Source organism: Streptococcus sp. 2021WUSS109, from assembly GCF_044427305.1.
GTDB lineage: Bacteria > Bacillota > Bacilli > Lactobacillales > Streptococcaceae > Streptococcus > Streptococcus suis.
This window is the reverse complement of record NZ_JAOTGF010000011.1, coordinates 12,369-30,344: the sequence shown is the minus strand read 5'-3', so window position 1 is coordinate 30,344 and position 17,976 is coordinate 12,369. Positions and strand designations below refer to the sequence as shown.

Sequence of the window (17,976 nt, the reverse complement as noted above, 5' to 3'; positions counted from 1 at the left end):
TAACGTTCCTATTATAGCATAAAGCAAGTAAAAATAATTAAAAAGACTGCCTGTTAGATAAAATCCAGCAGGCAGTTTTGGTTAAAGATTGTAAAAACCTGGTCTTGCTCTATAGAGTAAAATGAGCAGAATAGAGGCAATTGCAGTGGAAGGAAGAATATAGCTGATATTGTAGGTAAAGGAATAGAACCAGACAGGCATACCATCTGGAGCGTAGTCTGCGTAGAAAATAATTCCTGATAAGAAGGTGGCTATCAATCGGATGCTTCCTCCTAGAAAACTAGCCAGAGTAATGATGAGAGTAGCATTTTTTAGATCTTTTTGTTTGGATAGGGTGGGGGCTACTAAACCTGCTAAACCAATTCCGGCGTAAGAAAGTGCATAGTCAAGAAAAACTTGAAAAACGTTTAGGAAGTAGCCACCGTAGAAAAGTTGAATGGTTCCGACAATACCACCAGTAAGAACTCCCACCCCTAGTCCGTGGCGCAGAGCAAGCAGTAAGATTGGAAGCATGACTAAAGACACAGATCCACCTTGGGGCATTGTAAAGAGCGGGATTTTGTCAAAGACGAGGGCAATTGCAGAAAAGATAGCAACTTCGGCTAGGATGGGTAATTTTGATGTGGACATAAAAAGACTCCTTTGTAGATGGTCAACAAAGGAGTGTTTATAGCAGAGTATAGTATCATTCTATAAAGCACACAATTCCTACGCTAGTGTTAACTAGATCAGGTTCGAGGATTTCGCAGTTGCGATCTCAGCCGAAGCACTCCTTTGTGTATATGTAATTAGTGAAATTGTATCATTTTATTCGGGTGTTGTAAATAGTTTCTGATAAACTTCATTAGGATCCTTCAGGGTAGTAATAATGTTGAGGTCTAGGTGGTGCTCAAAGCCGTTTACATAACCACGTGAGGTATATTGGTGAAGATCGTAGTCCAAGTCAGTATTTGGAGCGGCATTGTAGTAGCCAGAATCATCACCGTATGTAGGAATCCAAATGGCGTCAAATTTATCTACATTGATGCTGTGGTCTTCCATGAAATAGGTTCCGACGTAAATTCCAATGTTTTTAGCGCCGAGAGTTTCTAACTCTTTTCGAAAAGCCTCCACTCCAGCATTCATATCATCCATGGTATATTCTTCAACGTCTAACCAATAGAAGGTTGGCTTGTATTTATTTGCGGCCTTATAAAAGCTTCGAGCTTCCTCCTGCATGTTCTCAATACTATTTCCCGTGACATAGGCATAGACAGCAACAGGTATATTTCTTGCTTGAAATTCTTTAATATGGGTATCAAAGGATTTATCTAACCCATTTTTATCAGTCGCAGTATTTTCGTTTTTAGCGTGTGATCCACTTTGAATACGAACGATTGCGCCAGAAATGTTTTTGCTAAGGGTATCGTAGTCAATTTCAGACGGCCTCTGCCAAGCAGAAACGTCGATGATAGGTTTCATTTCGAGCGCATTTGCAATGTAATAACTTGAGCTAGAATTTGTTGTTTTAGAACTTGTACTGGTGTTTGATTGTGTGACTGCGGGTTCGTTAGTTACCTCCGACTTATTTACAGTATTTCCAGTCACCCCAGTGATGAAAATAAGAGCAAAGAAGGATAGGAAAAAACCAACAACAATCATCGGATTTAGTTTCTTTCTCATCTCCTCAATTCTACCGTAAAATCATGAAAAAATCAAAAAAATACGATTCAAGAAATAGTAAAAGATTATCTGAACTTGACATAATAAAGGGAATAGGGTAGGCTAAATTGGTATGCATGACAAAAGTGAAAAAGTAAGACGTGTTAGTCAGCTAGTTGTTCTGTCCTCTTTGACGATTGTTTTAAGGGTGGTTTTTGGGCCATTTCCCAATATAAAGCCTCTCACGGCTATTTTCCTCATTGTTCTGTCCTATTTCAGTTTGCTGGAGAGCTGGATATTGATGATACTAGTGATGGTAGGGAGTGGCTTGCTATTTGGATTTGGCACAGTTGTTTTGTGGCAAGTTCTTAGTTTTGCTTTTATCCAATTTATATGGTGGTTGGCAATCGGTCCTTTTATCAAAAAAGAGAACATTCCCTTGTGGCTACAGAGTCTTCTGGCGGGGATTCTTGTCTTTTTGTATGGGCTAACGATAAGTTTTTTATCTGCTACACAGTTTGGGACTTCCCCTATCGTCTTCTGGCTTAATGGTTTAGTCTTTGATAGTTTACACGCTGCTTCAACAGTTTTGTTTTATCCAATTATTGATTATATTTTTAGGAGATTTTATAAATGAAAAAAATTAGTATTATGTTGACGGTTGTCTTCTCGCTCTTCTTGGCTGCTTGTACAAACACTACTGAGAAACAGAGTGACTCGGCTCTCGAAGTCACTTTGCAGATTACAACCAAGGACAAAGCGAATCGTCAGGAAGTCACTGCGGAAGAAGGTGATAGTGTCATGGATGTACTTAAAGAACATCATGACATTGTAGAAGACAATGGTTTGATAACAGAAATTGATGGTGTTAGCCAAGATGCGAGCACCAATACATACTGGATGTATAAAGTTAATGGCCAAATGGCTGATAAAGGGGCGAAAGACCTTACAGTTGCGAATGGGGATGAAATTGAATTTTATCTTGAAACATTTGAATAGATATGAAAGGCTTCGGCCTTTTTCTTATCGACAAAAGTTAGTTCCGAATGTTTGCAGAGCAACTTAGAAAGTGATAAGTATTTTTATACAAAGTATGCTATAATAAGAGCTATACTCGAAGAAGGTTGGATAAGCAATGAAGATTGACAAACGCCAGTTGTTGAATTATTCCATACTGATTCCCTATCTCATCTTATCGGTGATTGGGTTGGTCATGGTCTATTCGACAACCAGTGCTACGCAAATTATTAATGGTGGAAATCCATTTAGAACAGTGATTAACCAGGCAGGATTCTGGATTGTCAGCTTGGTAGCAATCTATACGATTTATCGTATGAAATTAAGTTTTTTACGTAAGAAAGCTGTTATCTATTCGGTTATTTTGGTAGAAGTGTTTCTGTTAGCTATTTCTCGGTTGTTTCCTCCGATTAACGGGGCTCATGGCTGGATTCCTCTGCCAATCGCAGGAACCTTGCAGCCGGCAGAATATTTGAAATTAATTATCATTTGGTATCTAGCACATGAGTTTGCAAAACAACAGGCGGATATTCGGACTTATGACTATGTATCGTTGATTAAAGGAAGTTGGATTCCGAAAGAGTTTACAGATTGGCGGGTGGTCAGTCTGCTCCTCCTTGGTCTAGTTGCGACACTGCCTGACTTGGGAAATGCGACGATTATTGTGCTGATTATGGTCGTGATGATTAGTGTGAGTGGGATTGCCTATCGCTGGTTTTCAACAGCGGTTTTGGGAATTGTGGCCGCCTCAACAGTTATTCTAGGGACGATTCGTATTTTGGGTGTAGAAACGGTGGAAAAAATTCCGCTCTTTGGTTATATTGCTCGTCGTTTCGCGGCCTATTTTGATCCATTTGGTAATGCCACCAACTCAGGTCTTCAATTGACTCATTCTTACTATGCGATGAGTAACGGTGGATGGCTTGGACGTGGCTTGGGAAATTCGATTGAGAAAAAGGGGTATCTACCAGAGGCCCACACCGACTTTGCGTTTTCGATTGTCATTGAAGAACTCGGTTTTGTCGGAGCTAGTTTAATTCTAGCCTTATTGTTCTTTTTGATTATTCGAATTATTATTGTAGGCGTCCGTGCTCGTAGTCCATTTAATGCGATGATGGCACTTGGAATGGCAGGTATGCTTCTAATTCAAACATTTGTCAATATCGGAGGAATTTCAGGAATTATTCCTGCAACGGGGGTAACTTTCCCCTTCTTGTCACAGGGTGGATCGAGTCTTTTGATTATTTCCATCGGGATAGGGTTTGTTCTGAATATTGATGCTAGTGAAAAACGTCGATTAATTGAAGAAGAAATAGAGCGTACGTTAATTTAGAGATAGGAAAGAGGTAGGAGATGGCTATTCAAAAATTAGAAAACTATAACAACAAGGAAGCAATCCGTGAAGAAGTAACGATTCTAACATCTATTTTGGAAGAAGTAGTAGCCCAAATGATGCCTGCAGAGACTTTTGCTAAAATTGTAGAATTATCTCAATTGTCTCGTCAGGATGATTATCAGGCATTGATTGCTATTATCAGTCAGTTGAATAATGATGAACTAGCAGTTATTTCTCGATACTTTGCTGTTTTGCCACTTTTGATTAATATATCAGAAGATGTTGATTTGGCCTATGAAATCAACCATCAAAACAATATTGATCAAGATTATCTTGGTAAGATTTCAACAACAATTGATATGGTTTCCAAACAAGAAAATGCAGCTGAAATCCTTGAAAAGTTGAATGTTGTTCCAGTCTTGACAGCCCATCCTACTCAGGTTCAACGTCAGTCTATGCTTGATTTAACCAAGCATATTCATGAGTTGCTTCGTCGTTATCGCGATGTAAAATTGGGCTTGCTCAATAAAAACAAATGGGAAGATGAGCTCCGTTGTTACATTGAAATTATCATGCAGACGGATATGATTCGTGAGAAGAAGTTGAAGGTAACCAACGAAATCACAAACGTTATGGAGTATTACAATTCTTCCTTTATTAAGGCTGTCACTAAGTTGCAGCGGGAATACAAACGTTTGGCCGCTGAGAAAGGAATCGCCTTAAATAACCCTCGTCCAATTACAATGGGTATGTGGATTGGGGGAGACCGTGATGGAAATCCATTTGTTACTGCAGAGACCTTGAAGCTGTCAGCCTTGACTCAGTGTGAAGTCATTATGAATTATTACGATGAGCAACTCTATAAACTCTATCGGAATTTTTCGCTCTCAACTTCCATTGTGAATGTATCTACAGCGGTTAAGATGCTGGCGGATTTATCTGAAGATAGTTCTGTCTACCGTGAAAATGAGCCTTATCGTCGTGCTTTTCACTATATTCAGATGAAACTTGCAAATACAAGAGATTATCTAGTTCACAATAAGCCGTCAGATGTTCGCTATAGTAATGTAGCCGAGTTTAAAGCTGATTTATTAGCTATCAAACAATCTTTGATTGAAAATAAATCTATGGCGCTATTGAAAGGTGATTTTACAGAATTACTTGAAGCGGTTGAAGCGTTTGGTTTCTACCTAGCTAGTATCGATATGCGCCAAGATTCTTCTATTCATGAAGCAAGTGTTGCGGAACTATTGGCTTCTGCCCGTATCGTAGAAGACTACTCCAGTTTATCTGAGGAAGCTAAATGCCATGTTCTTTTGAAACAGTTGGAAACTGATCCACGCATTCTTTCTGCAACGTACATGCCAAAGTCAGAACAATTAGAAAAAGAATTGGCTATCTTTGCTGCTGCGCGTGAATTGAAAGATAAGCTAGGTGAGGAAATCATCAAGCAACATATTATTTCACACTCGGAGAGTGTTTCTGATTTGCTGGAATTAGCTGTCCTATTAAAAGAAGTTGGTCTAGTAGATGTCGATAAGGCCCGTGTTCAGATTGTTCCACTTTTTGAGACAATCGAGGACTTAGATAATGCACCTGATACCATGCGTCAATATCTGCAATTAGATTTAGCAAAACGTTGGATTGCAGGCAATAAATACTACCAAGAAATCATGCTTGGCTACTCAGATTCCAACAAGGATGGTGGCTACCTATCCTCCGGCTGGACACTCTACAAAGCACAGAATGAATTGACGCAAATTGGTCAAGACTACGGAGTAAACATCACCTTCTTCCACGGTCGTGGTGGTACTGTTGGTCGTGGTGGTGGTCCTTCCTACGATGCGATTACATCTCAGCCATTTGGTTCCATCAAGGACCGGCTTCGTTTGACAGAACAAGGCGAAGTGATAGGCAATAAATACGGTAACAAAGACGCAGCCTACTATAATTTAGAAATGCTGGTATCTGCAACGCTTGACCGTATGGTCACACAAATGATTACCGATCCAAATGAAATCGATGGCTATCGCGAAACCATGGATGAAATTGTATCAGATAGCTATCGTATTTATAGAGATCTTGTGTTCAACAATCCACATTTTTATGATTATTTCTTTGCCGCTAGTCCAATTCGTGAAGTATCAAGTCTGAACATTGGCTCACGTCCAGCGGCTCGAAAAACCATCACAGAAATCGGTGGTTTGCGTGCGATTCCATGGGTATTCTCCTGGTCACAAAACCGTGTTATGTTGCCAGGTTGGTATGGAGTTGGTTCAAGTTTCAAACGCTTTATTGATAAGCACCCTGATAATTTGTCTAAGTTACAAAAAATGTACGAATCTTGGCCATTCTTCCGTTCACTTCTATCAAACGTGGATATGGTATTGTCTAAATCCAATATGAATATCGCATTTGAATATGCTAAAATGTGTGAAAGCGAAGAGGTACGAAATATCTTCCATGTCATTTTAGATGAATGGCAGTTGACCAAAGAAATCATTTTATCAATCGAGCAAAATGATGAGCTTTTAGCAGAACTACCGTTCCTAAAAGCCAGTCTTGATTATCGGATGCCTTATTTCAATGTGCTCAACTATATTCAGATTGAATTAATTCATCGGCTTCGTCGTGGAGAATTGAGCAAAGAACAAGAGAATCTCATTCATATTACCATCAATGGTGTGGCGACAGGTTTGCGCAACTCAGGTTAATACCACTACAAAACAACTTCTTCGGAGGTTGTTTTTTATGTATAATAATATCAGAAAGGTGTAACCAATAGTCAATTCATTCGTTTTATTAGTGAAAGGAGGAGATAAGTATCAAACTGGATCAATATGAAAAAGAAATTATTGGTATTGCAGAGGAGATTTCCTACTATTTGCAAAAATCAGGAGCCAGCCCAGCTGACAGTCAGGATATTGCCCAAGATGTTCTAGTCAAATTGCTTGAATCTGATATTGTCCTTCCTTTCGAAAAACTACGAGCTTGGCTTTACCGTTCTGCAGTTCGGGCCTACATTGACAAATACAGGCGAGACAAGCGCTACCATGAAATTTTACAAAAGGAGTTTTTTAGACCTGAAAATTTTTTGATCTATGACCAAGAGGGGCATGATGAGCTCTATCAAGCGGTGGAAGGTTTGCCCAGTAAGTACCAGCAGGTGATTGACCTCTATTATTTCCAAGATATGAGTATCAAGGAGATTGCGCATATTTTAGGTGCTGGTCAAAGTTGGGTGAAAATCAGCCTTTACCGAGGACGCAAGCAGTTGAGGAAAATGCTAGAAGAGAGAGGATATGACTATGAAGACTTTTGAAGAAGTGACAAAAAAGAGTAAGCGGAAGAATTTATGGAAAACAATAGGGCTATCATCGCTCATCGGTTTCATCTTAATGCTTATTGGCGTTCAAACCGTAAAAATCATCGTCGGTGCACGAGAAGGTCGTGAGGTGTGGGAACAAACGATGCTAATGGAAATCGCCTATCCAAATATAAATCATGATGGCATTAAAATCCAAAGCACAAGTTATGTATCTGGAAAACTCTACTTCAATTTGTACAAGGATTTAGACGGTGTTCCTATGGCTTTTGGTCAGCATGAAATTTACTATGACCTGTTTGATAGTCATTATGACTTTGCCCAGCATATACCTGGGAATACCTTCAAATACCTATATGACCATACAACCAATACCAAGGTACCTGTTTTTTACAATAAGAATCAGATTGTATGGGGTGAGTCAGAGATTGCTAAAGAGTTGCCCTATCTAAGAGAAATGAGCGGTCAGCTAGTAGAAGTGGCTATTTCCTTTGATAAGAAGTACAGCTTGGCAGAGATTAAGGAGATGATTCCTAGCAACCTCAAGCAAAATTGGTATTGGATAGGGACAGAAGGGAAGCAGAGTACCCATTACTATCGTCCAGAGCAGCTTTTGGGATTAGATCCAGAGGATATTCAACTGGTCTTTTCGGATATGCCTGGAGACTATATGTCAGGTATGGACTATATGAAAGAGTTCTTAGAATCGGGAGATCAGAAACGAGCGCAGTATTTGGACATACCTGTGGATGACTTGCAGGCCTTTGTCGATAAGTTTGGTGGCACTGACTTTACTAAACAAGAAGAGATTGATAAGCTAGAATTTGCAGGCATTATCCTAACAGGAAAAGCAGAAGATTTTGCTCAGTTGGAAGGCAAGGACTGGATTTATTCTTCTAGTATTGGCGCGTCCATTCCTATTCAGCCTTATTATCAACTGCATCATTAAGTGAAAATAGTCAATATATTTTCAATACCTATAGCAAGAGGCTTGTCAGGGAGTCGTAGGATGACTGAATGGAGAAAGGTCTGTCGCAGTAGTCTCGTATTTGTGGCACCTTGTAGCTATGGTAACATCAATATTCCTATGGCAGTGAGGTGTTTTTAGTTGAGTAATAGGTTAAAATGGGATGATAAAAAAAGTTATAAGCGAAGCTAATAGCCCTTGCAGAAAATGGATAAAATAAAAAACGATAGAAAATGCTTGCAATTCTGCTACAATTTGATAGAATAGTAAGGTAAAGTTAGACTGTATTGCCTACTGTCTATCTATAAAATATATTTTATTGGAGGCTTTTACCAAAATGGCAAAAGAAAAATACGATCGTAGTAAACCACACGTTAACATTGGTACAATTGGACACGTTGACCACGGTAAAACTACTTTGACAGCAGCTATCACAACTGTATTGGCACGTCGCTTGCCTTCATCAGTTAACCAACCTAAAGACTATGCGTCTATCGATGCTGCTCCAGAAGAGCGCGAGCGCGGTATCACTATCAACACTGCACACGTTGAGTACGAAACTGAAAAACGTCACTATGCTCACATCGACGCTCCAGGACACGCGGACTACGTTAAAAACATGATCACTGGTGCTGCTCAGATGGACGGTGCGATCCTTGTAGTAGCTTCAACTGACGGTCCAATGCCACAAACTCGTGAGCACATCCTTCTTTCACGTCAGGTTGGTGTTAAACACCTTATCGTCTTCATGAACAAAGTTGACTTGGTTGACGATGAAGAATTGCTTGAGTTGGTTGAAATGGAAATCCGTGACCTTCTTTCAGAATACGATTTCCCAGGTGATGATCTTCCAGTTATCCAAGGTTCAGCTCTTAAAGCTCTTGAGGGTGACTCTAAGTACGAAGACATCGTTATGGAATTGATGAACACTGTTGATGAGTACATTCCAGAACCAGAACGCGACACTGACAAACCATTGTTGCTTCCAGTCGAGGACGTATTCTCAATCACTGGTCGTGGTACTGTAGCTTCAGGACGTATCGACCGTGGTACTGTTCGTGTCAACGACGAAATCGAAATCGTTGGTCTTCAAGAAGAAAAATCTAAAGCAGTTGTTACTGGTGTTGAAATGTTCCGTAAACAACTTGACGAAGGTCTTGCCGGCGATAACGTTGGTGTGCTTCTTCGTGGTGTACAACGTGATGAAATCGAACGTGGTCAAGTTATCTCTAAACCAGGTTCTATCAACCCACACACTAAATTCAAAGGTGAAGTTTACATCCTTACTAAAGAAGAAGGTGGACGTCACACTCCATTCTTCGACAACTACCGTCCACAGTTCTACTTCCGTACAACTGACGTAACTGGTTCAATCAAATTGCCAGAAGGTACTGAAATGGTAATGCCTGGTGATAACGTTACTATCGACGTTGAATTGATCCACCCAATCGCCGTTGAACAAGGTACTACTTTCTCTATCCGTGAAGGTGGACGTACTGTTGGTTCAGGTATGGTTACAGAAATCGAAGCTTAATTCGATTGAGTTCCCAGAAATAACAATTATAGTCAGACAACTTAATTGTAACTCTCTACTTTCGGGTAGAGAGTTTTTCTGTAAGTATTCATAAAATGCACAGAAATTCTTTAATCTTAGTTAAGTTTATGCTATAATGTACCTTGTACAATAAATATAGAAGAGGTAAGTGAAATGTCACGTAAACCAATCATTGCCGGTAACTGGAAAATGAACAAAAATCCTCAAGAAGCACAAGCATTCGTTGAGGCTATTGCAGGAAAATTGCCTGCAGGCGACAAAATTGAAGCAGCTATCGCAGCTCCAGCTGTAGATTTGAACGCTCTCTTGTGGTTCGCTAAAGATTCTGAATTGAAAGTTGCTGCTCAAAACTGCTACTTTGAAGATGCTGGTGCCTTCACTGGTGAAACATCTCCAAAAGTATTGGCTGAAATGGGTGTTAACTATGTTGTTATCGGTCACTCAGAGCGTCGTGATTACTTCCACGAAACTGATGAAGATATTAATAAAAAAGCTCATGCAATCTTCCGTAACGGTTTGACTCCAATCATCTGTTGTGGTGAGTCACTTGAAACTTACGAAGCTGGTAAAGCAGTTGAATTCGTAGGTGCTCAAGTTTCTGCAGCTTTGAAAGACTTGACTACTGAACAAGTAGCATCACTTGTTATTGCTTACGAGCCAATCTGGGCAATCGGTACAGGTAAATCAGCTACTAAAGATGATGCACAAAACATGTGTAAAGCTGTTCGTGACGTTGTTGCTGCTGATTTCGGTCAAGAAGTTGCAGACAAAGTTCGCGTTCAATATGGTGGTTCTGTAAACCCATCAAACGTTGCTGAATACATGGCATGTCCAGACGTTGACGGTGCGCTTGTTGGTGGTGCATCACTTGAAGCAGAAAGCTTCTTGGCTTTGTTGAACTTCTAATAACAAAAAGCATCGGATTTTGAATCCGATGCTTTTTTTGATATTTTAAGAGGCTATTTCAGTACCCATTCTCTAAGAGCGTGGGCTACACCGCTCTCATCATTTGACTTCGTAATGTATTTGGCGATTTTCTTCAATTCAGGATTTCCGTTTTCCATGACAACAGGATTACCAACAACTTCCAACATTGGACGGTCATTTTCTTGGTCACCGATGGCCATGGTTTGATCCATTGTTAGTCCAAGTTTCTCAGCTAGATGAATGATAGCTTGTCCCTTGTTAACAGTTTTAGGGGTGATTTCCAAATAAAATGGTGCTGATTTTGCTACGTTGTACTTCTCAGTCAAGCTGGTCGGTAGAAGTGGAATAGCAGCATCAAGAATTTCTGGCTCATCAACCATCATTGTTTTGATGATTTCCTTGTCAGCCATCTCTTCAGGAGTGCGATAGAAAATGGGTGCACTTACTAGTGTGGATTCGTAAATGGTGTATTTACCGATGTTACGGTTGGCAGTATAGATACCTTCCTTGGTGCTGGCATGCATTGGGAGCTTGAGTTTACGGGCAGCAGATTCGATGTCGAGATAATCCTCATAAGTCAAGGTATCTTTGACAATATCCTCACCAGTTGCTGCATCTTGGACTAAGCCACCGTTAAAAGTGATGACGTAGTCACCTGCTTCTGTAAGATTGAGTTCTTCTAAAATTGCTTGAACACCGGAAATGGGGCGACCAGTAGCAATAACAATTTTAACGCCTGCTTTTTTTGATTCTTGGATTGCTGAGTGTACTTCAGCTGTAATTTGGTGTTGACTATTTAGTAGTGTACCATCAATATCGATGGCGACAAGTTTAATGCTCATTTGATTCTCCAATTATAAAATGATCGTTATGTATGTGGCTGTTAAAATCAGCTATTTGAGGTGCGAAAATTCCTGTTTCTTCTAACATTTCTTTTGGGAAATAGAAGCGGCTATCGCCATGGATTGTGCCTGATAAGGAATGGACAATTGGTGACAGAGAGGATAGTTCTACCAAGGTTTCATCTTTGCGATAAATCTCAATTTGAGTCCGTTTCTTTTCTGCATTCGGTCGGTAAATGTCATACGGCAAATCAAAGTTGTGGTGAATAGCAGTATAGTATTCTGGGTCAAACCCGACATCTGCGACCAGGCTACGCAGGCGGTCCAAAGCCTCCTCTTCTTCGGCCTTAAAAGTGATGGATTTGAGCACTTTCCTATTGATATAGCGCTGGGCTAAGTCAGATAATATACGATCTGGTCCATCTATCCATGATTGAAAGTAAGTATTCATAACTCCATCATCAAGACTGAGGTAGTCGGTTAGACGGATACGATGCTCAAAAAAAGGTAATAGCCGAGGTGAAGTTCGTGCAAAAAACTCCTGTTCACTAGTATATAGTAGTTTGGCACGATTGAGTAAATTCTGCAATAGGACTTCCATAGAGCGGCTTGCTGGATGAAAATAGACTTGCATGTACATCTGGTAGCGGCTGAGAACGTAGTCTTCTACTGCATGCATACCAGATTCTTTGAAGGCAATTCCATTTTCTGTCGGGCGAATGACACGTAATATCCTAGTTAGGTCAAATTCACCATAGTTCGCACCAGTGAAGTAGGAATCTCGTAATAGATAATCCATCCGGTCAACATCAATCTGGCTCGAAATGAGTTGAACGACCTGTTTATTTGGATAGGTGTGTTTGATAACACTAGCAACCTTGTCTGGAAACTCAGGTGAAACTTGTTTCAACAGAGCATTGATTTCCGTTTCTGGACTAGTAATAATAGCACAGGTCATTTCCTCGTGGTCTGTATCAAATAGACGCTCGAAGGTATGAGAATAGGCTCCGTGTCCGACATCATGGAGTAGCGCAGCAACCATGGTCAGTAGGGACTCATTTGTATCCCAGATTTGTGGATACTTGTCTTCAAATTTTTGAGTAATCCGTCTGGCGATTTCGTAGGCGCCAAGGCAGTGTGAAAAGCGGCTATGCTCGCCACCATGGAAGGTATAGGAAGTGGTCCCTAGTTGCTTGATGCGGCGTAGTCGCTGAAATTCTTTTGTATTGATAAGTTTATAAATCAGCTCATGATCAACATGTACATAGTTATGAACTGGATCGCGAAATACTTTTTCTATCATAGTTTCATTATAACAAAAAAGGGAGATAAATTCCTGATTTTTCTAAAACACAAGGATATTGCTATGTACCCAATGGAATCTTTTGGTATAATGGAGAAATGAATAATCAAATTATCTTATTAACAATTCAGGTCTTTATTGTAGCCCTGATTCTTTGGATGCTTTACACAATTCTATCCTATGCTAAAAAGCACGATATTTCTCTAAAAGAGAAATTTTGGACAGGATTTGGTATCGGTTATGTTACTGATTTGCTAGACACCTTGGGGATTGGAACCTTTGCAACAACAACCACTATGTTTAAACTGACAAAGTTGGTGGAAGACGATCGTAAAATTCCTGCGACCATGACAACGGCGCACATCATACCAGTCTTAGTAGAGGCGCTATTGTTTATTACGATAGTTGAGGTTGATATGGTCACTCTGATTGCTATGGCAGCAGCGGCATTTACGGGTGCCTTTGTTGGTGCTAAGGTAACTCAAAAATGGGATACAAAGAAAGTTCAACGAATTCTTGGGATTTTACTAATTATTGCAGCCTGTTTCATGGTCTATCGCATGATTACTAACCCTGGCGCAGATCTTACCAATGAAGTAAAGGGCTTAACTGGTTGGAAACTGGCTGTTGGTATTGCCTTTGATTTTATGGTGGGAATGCTGATGAGTATGGGACTGGGTAACTATGCTCCTGAGTTAATTTTCTTCTCATTGATGGGAATTAGTCCAGCGGTTGCTCTTCCAGTTATGATGTTGAATGCTGCTATGATTATGACAGCTGGTGCCAAGCAGTTTATCCAATCAGGACGAGTAAACTGGCCAGGAGTTCCAGGAATCATTGTCGGTGGGGTGCTAGGTGTTTTGACAGCTGCTTTCTTCCTATCAAATTTGGATATTAATAATTTGAAAATTTTAGTTGTCTTCATTGCAGCGTATACAGGCTTTACTCTGCTTCGTTCATCCTTTGTTACTAGGATTAAAAAATAGTAGGAGGAACTATGGATATTCATTTGCGAAATGAAATTGATCTGGACGGGCAGATTGAGGTAGTGGATCAGCAATTTCAAGTGGAAGTTAAGGAAAAAGATGGGAATATCTATCTCATTTATAGTAACGATGAAGCTGAAAAAGTTGTCATAAAATGTGACGAAGAAGAGTTAGTGATGACACGCTTTTCCACTCCGAAGTCTATTATGCGATTCATTTCTGGTAAAGAAGCTATTGTGACCGTTCCTACACCGTTAGGAATCCAGCATTTTGTGACCGATACAAAACGTTACCAATTAAACCGTTCGGATCAAAGTGTCCAGTTGCAATATGAATTAAAGGGATTGGAGAACCAGCAGCTTTTTGCTTCCTATGATTTGGAAATCTCGTGGAAATAATCTCTTATTTCCAGAAAAATATTCTTGAATTTCTCGGGATTTTTGATATAATAGTTAACAAATCGAGGGAGTAGCTAGCGGAAAATTCCGTGATATTGTCGTCAATCCGACTTGTTTCCGGCAATATATTAAATAGCGAGACTTGTTTTAGAACCTGTCTTCGCAAGTAAGGTATTTTTAGATAAGAGATAGTTTTTTGTCTATCAAGGCAGTTTTTTGAAGGAATACTGACTGTATTTCAAAAAAACTAATACTCAATGAAAATCAAAGTCAGGCTAGGCGACGCCGATGCAGATTGAACTAAAGTTCATCAATTCAAGTCAACAACGCCTGAGTTTGATTTTCGAAGAGTATAAAGATGAGTGATAGAAAACTAGCCCTAGATAGAAGTGCCGAGCTGTGAAGAGAGGTTCTCATTAAACAGGTCTCTTTTTTATTTGTTAGGTAAAAAAGGGACGGAGAAGGAGAAGGAAATTGTCAAAAGAACAAAAACGCGATTTGTTTTATACACAGAGCGAAGAGCAAGTATTGTCAAGCATGGGGTCTTCTTTGGACGGTTTGTCTAGTGATGAGGCAAGCAAACGTCTAGCAGACTACGGTCGTAACGAATTGGATGAGGGTGAAAAACGCACACTCTTAGCTAAATTCTTGGATCAGTTCAAAGACTTGATGATTATCATTTTGATTGCAGCAGCAATCTTGACGGTGATTACAGAAGGTTCACACGGTTTGACAGATGCCATTATCATCTTAGCCGTGGTTATCTTGAACGCTGCCTTTGGTGTTTATCAAGAGGGTCAAGCTGAGGCAGCCATTGAGGCGCTAAAAAACATGTCAAGCCCAGTTGCGCGTGCGCTTCGTGACAATCATGTAGTCGAAGTTGATTCTAAAGACTTGGTACCAGGTGACATCGTCTTGCTTGAAGCAGGTGATGTTGTCCCTGCCGATATGCGTTTGTTGGAAGCTAACTCCCTCAAAATCGAAGAGGCAGCTCTTACAGGTGAGTCTGTACCAGTTGATAAAGATTTGTCAGCAGTTTTGGCTGAAGATGCACCGATTGGTGACCGTGTCAACATGGCCTACCAGAACTCAAACGTTACTTACGGCCGTGGTCTTGGTGTGGTTACAAATACAGGTATGTACACAGAGGTTGGGCACATCGCTGGTATGCTTGCTAATGCTGATGAGACTGATACACCATTGAAGCAAAACTTGCACCAGCTATCAAAAGTCTTGACATACGCAGTTCTTGTAATTGCAGCGGTAACGATGGCTGTTTCAGTCTTCGTACGTGGTGAAGGTATCTTGCCTGCTCTTATGACTTCTGTAGCTCTTGCGGTTGCTGCCATTCCAGAAGGTTTGCCAGCTATTGTTACAGTTGTTCTTTCGCTTGGTACACAGGTCTTGGCTAAGCGTAACTCGATCATCCGTAAGTTGCCTGCTGTTGAAACACTTGGTTCAACTGAAATCATCGCATCGGATAAAACTGGTACTTTGACTATGAACCAGATGACTGTTGAAAAAGTTTATACAAACGGTCAATTGGTGGATGCTAAAGAAGCTTTGGATGCAAGCAATACAACGCTTCGTGTTATGAACTTTGCCAACGATACAAAAGTTGACCCAACTGGTAAATTGATCGGTGACCCAACGGAAACGGCACTTGTTCAATTTGGTTTGGATCAAAACTTTGACGTTCGTGAAGTCTTGGTATCGGAGCCTCGTGTGGCTGAATTGCCATTTGATTCAACACGTAAATTGATGTCAACTGTTCACCAACAAGCTGCTGGAAACTTCTTTGTAGCTGTTAAAGGTGCTCCAGACCAATTGCTCAAACGTGTAACGCAAATTGAAGAAAACGGTACAATTCGTCCGATTACCGATGCGGATAAACAAGCCATTCTTGCAACTAACAAGGACTTGGCTAAACAAGCCCTCCGTGTCTTGATGATGGCATACAAGTATGTTGATGCTATTCCTGAATTGGAATCTGACGTTGTTGAAAACGACCTTGTCTTCTCAGGTTTGGTTGGTATGATTGACCCTGAGCGTCCTGAAGCGGCAGAAGCTGTTCGTGTTGCTAAGGAAGCTGGTATCCGTCCAATCATGATTACGGGTGACCACCAAGATACAGCTGAGGCGATTGCAAAACGTCTTGGTATCATCGATCCAAACGATACAGAAGACCATGTATTTACAGGTGCAGAGCTCAACGAATTGACGGATGAAGAGTTCCAAAAAGTCTTCAAACAATACTCGGTATACGCTCGTGTATCTCCAGAACATAAGGTTCGTATCGTTAAGGCTTGGCAAAATGATGGTAAGGTTGTTGCCATGACTGGTGACGGTGTTAACGATGCGCCATCACTTAAGACAGCCGACATCGGTATCGGTATGGGTATCACAGGTACGGAAGTTTCGAAAGGTGCTTCTGATATGGTCCTTGCAGATGACAACTTTGCAACTATCATTGTGGCGGTTGAAGAAGGACGTAAGGTCTTTTCAAACATCCAAAAAACCATCCAGTATCTCTTGTCAGCCAACACTGCTGAGGTATTGTGTATCTTCCTTGCTACCCTCTTTGGTTGGGACGTATTGGAGCCAGTTCATCTTCTTTGGATCAATTTGGTAACAGATACACTTCCAGCGATTGCCCTTGGTGTTGAACCTGCTGAGCCAGGTGTGATGCAGCACAAACCTCGTGGTCGTAACTCAAGCTTCTTCTCAGGTGGTGTCTTGAGCTCTATTGTCTATCAGGGTATTCTACAAACAGCATTGGTACTTGGTGTCTATGGTTTTGCACTGCTTTACCCAGAACACAGCACTTATGAAGAAATCCATGCAGATGCCTTGACAATGGCCTATGTTACTCTTGGGTTGATTCAGTTGGTACATGCCTTCAACGTTAAGTCTGTCTACCAATCTATCTTTACCGTTGGTCCATTCAAGAACAAGCTCTTTAACTGGTCTATCGTAGCAGCCTTCTTGCTCTTGATGGCGACTGTTGTGATTCCAGGATTCAATACCTTCTTCAAGGTATCTATCTTGACACCAACTCAATGGATGGTAACAGTAATCGGTTCAGGTCTCATGGTTGTCGTTGTAGAAATTGTTAAATTTGTTCAACGTAAGTTGGGCTTGGATGAAAAAGCTATCTAATTATAGTTATTCAGCTTATCTTTTATTACTTCGTTAACTCGCCTTGCTGTACTTTAGTACAGCCTGCGACTCGTTGCCTTGTACTAAAAGCAAACTGAAGACTATATCATTTGAAAAAGCTCAGATTTAGTGGTCTGAGCTTTTTTCTGTACTGATAATGTATTTTGGGAAGATTACTTGTCCCAAAAATGTAAAGATTAGAGATGTAGCAAGTAGGATTATCTTTATCATCGTAGAAAATTGGAAAAAGATGACAATTGGAAGGATAGCCAAGCTGAAATAGTAAAGGGTGAAGTACTTACTGTTTTCTATTATTTGAACCCTATCGCCGTCTTTAACTTGAATGCTTGATTTTTTATCCCCTCGAACGCTTAGTGTAACAGATGATTGTGTAATTGGTAAGCTTAGAATTTTTCCTTGAGTAACTGTCCCAGCAATTTTTCCATCTACCAGGAGTGGAAGTTTTTGGGAGGATGGTTGTTTGATAGGTTTTGGATAATGAATAGTAACTCTCATATGA

General features: G+C 40.4%; 16 protein-coding genes and 1 riboswitch. Of the genes, 11 read left to right on the top strand and 5 right to left on the bottom strand.

The window, feature by feature from the left end:
- Positions 1 to 81: 81 nt before the first annotated feature.
- Positions 82 to 630 (bottom strand): energy-coupled thiamine transporter ThiT, encoded by a 549-nt coding sequence (thiT, locus tag ODU37_RS05745; protein ID WP_024414787.1) that lies wholly within the window; start codon positions 628 to 630, stop codon positions 82 to 84.
- 58 nt (positions 631 to 688) lie between these two features.
- A riboswitch (TPP riboswitch) is annotated at positions 689 to 784 on the bottom strand.
- Between the two features lie 23 nt (positions 785 to 807).
- Positions 808 to 1,662 (bottom strand): glycoside hydrolase family 25 protein, encoded by an 855-nt coding sequence (locus ODU37_RS05740; RefSeq protein ID WP_024414788.1) that lies wholly within the window; start codon positions 1,660 to 1,662, stop codon positions 808 to 810.
- Positions 1,663 to 1,774: 112 nt separating this feature from the next.
- On the opposite strand from ODU37_RS05740, the gene ODU37_RS05735 reads away from it, so the two are divergent.
- The 8 genes from ODU37_RS05735 (at position 1,775) to tpiA (ending at position 10,747) form a co-directional block, all read left to right on the top strand.
- Positions 1,775 to 2,278, top strand: a complete 504-nt coding sequence (locus ODU37_RS05735) for a hypothetical protein (protein WP_024401727.1) — start codon at positions 1,775 to 1,777, stop codon at positions 2,276 to 2,278.
- Positions 2,275 to 2,640: a DUF4430 domain-containing protein gene (locus ODU37_RS05730; RefSeq protein ID WP_105135603.1), complete on the top strand. Its 366-nt coding sequence runs from the start codon at positions 2,275 to 2,277 to the stop codon at positions 2,638 to 2,640. Before ODU37_RS05735 ends, ODU37_RS05730 begins: the two co-directional genes overlap by 4 nt.
- 136 nt (positions 2,641 to 2,776) lie before the next feature.
- A complete protein-coding gene (gene ftsW, locus ODU37_RS05725) occupies positions 2,777 to 3,991 on the top strand; it encodes a cell division peptidoglycan polymerase FtsW (protein WP_011922075.1) in 1,215 nt (404 codons plus the stop codon).
- 20 nt (positions 3,992 to 4,011) lie between these two features.
- A complete protein-coding gene (gene ppc / locus ODU37_RS05720) occupies positions 4,012 to 6,708 on the top strand; it encodes a phosphoenolpyruvate carboxylase (RefSeq protein WP_249562189.1) in 2,697 nt (898 codons plus the stop codon).
- A gap of 104 nt (positions 6,709 to 6,812) precedes the next feature.
- Positions 6,813 to 7,316, top strand: coding sequence for an RNA polymerase sigma factor (locus ODU37_RS05715; protein ID WP_044759532.1), 504 nt, complete (start codon positions 6,813 to 6,815; stop codon positions 7,314 to 7,316).
- A complete protein-coding gene (locus tag ODU37_RS05710) occupies positions 7,297 to 8,268 on the top strand; it encodes an anti-sigma factor (RefSeq protein WP_249562188.1) in 972 nt (323 codons plus the stop codon). Before ODU37_RS05715 ends, ODU37_RS05710 begins: the two co-directional genes overlap by 20 nt.
- A gap of 355 nt (positions 8,269 to 8,623) precedes the next feature.
- Positions 8,624 to 9,820 carry an elongation factor Tu gene (gene tuf, locus ODU37_RS05705; RefSeq protein WP_012775011.1) on the top strand — a complete coding sequence of 399 codons (1,197 nt, stop codon included), beginning with the start codon at positions 8,624 to 8,626 and terminating at the stop codon, positions 9,818 to 9,820.
- A gap of 174 nt (positions 9,821 to 9,994) precedes the next feature.
- Positions 9,995 to 10,747 (top strand): triose-phosphate isomerase, encoded by a 753-nt coding sequence (gene tpiA / locus ODU37_RS05700; protein ID WP_014637617.1) that lies wholly within the window; start codon positions 9,995 to 9,997, stop codon positions 10,745 to 10,747.
- A gap of 53 nt (positions 10,748 to 10,800) precedes the next feature.
- Here the strand turns inward: tpiA and yidA are convergent, their stop codons facing one another.
- Both yidA and ODU37_RS05690 read right to left on the bottom strand, forming a co-directional pair.
- Positions 10,801 to 11,610 carry a sugar-phosphatase gene (gene yidA, locus ODU37_RS05695; RefSeq protein ID WP_009909496.1) on the bottom strand — a complete coding sequence of 270 codons (810 nt, stop codon included), beginning with the start codon at positions 11,608 to 11,610 and terminating at the stop codon, positions 10,801 to 10,803.
- Positions 11,600 to 12,913 (bottom strand): HD domain-containing protein, encoded by a 1,314-nt coding sequence (locus ODU37_RS05690; protein WP_002936179.1) that lies wholly within the window; start codon positions 12,911 to 12,913, stop codon positions 11,600 to 11,602. Before ODU37_RS05690 ends, yidA begins: the two co-directional genes overlap by 11 nt.
- 98 nt (positions 12,914 to 13,011) lie before the next feature.
- Between ODU37_RS05690 and ODU37_RS05685 the strand changes: the two genes are divergently transcribed.
- The 3 genes from ODU37_RS05685 to ODU37_RS05675 all read left to right on the top strand — a co-directional run bounded on the left by ODU37_RS05685 (position 13,012) and on the right by ODU37_RS05675 (position 17,456).
- Positions 13,012 to 13,899: a sulfite exporter TauE/SafE family protein gene (locus ODU37_RS05685; protein ID WP_014637620.1), complete on the top strand. Its 888-nt coding sequence runs from the start codon at positions 13,012 to 13,014 to the stop codon at positions 13,897 to 13,899.
- A gap of 11 nt (positions 13,900 to 13,910) precedes the next feature.
- Complete coding sequence (locus ODU37_RS05680; RefSeq protein ID WP_136581472.1) at positions 13,911 to 14,297, top strand: DUF1934 domain-containing protein; 387 nt, start codon at positions 13,911 to 13,913, stop codon at positions 14,295 to 14,297.
- Between the two features lie 474 nt (positions 14,298 to 14,771).
- Positions 14,772 to 17,456 carry a cation-translocating P-type ATPase gene (locus ODU37_RS05675; RefSeq protein WP_105138956.1) on the top strand — a complete coding sequence of 895 codons (2,685 nt, stop codon included), beginning with the start codon at positions 14,772 to 14,774 and terminating at the stop codon, positions 17,454 to 17,456.
- A gap of 126 nt (positions 17,457 to 17,582) precedes the next feature.
- On the opposite strand, the gene ODU37_RS05670 is transcribed toward ODU37_RS05675, so the two are convergent.
- Positions 17,583 to 17,972, bottom strand: coding sequence for a hypothetical protein (locus ODU37_RS05670; RefSeq protein WP_105153568.1), 390 nt, complete (start codon positions 17,970 to 17,972; stop codon positions 17,583 to 17,585).
- Positions 17,973 to 17,976: the final 4 nt, after the last annotated feature.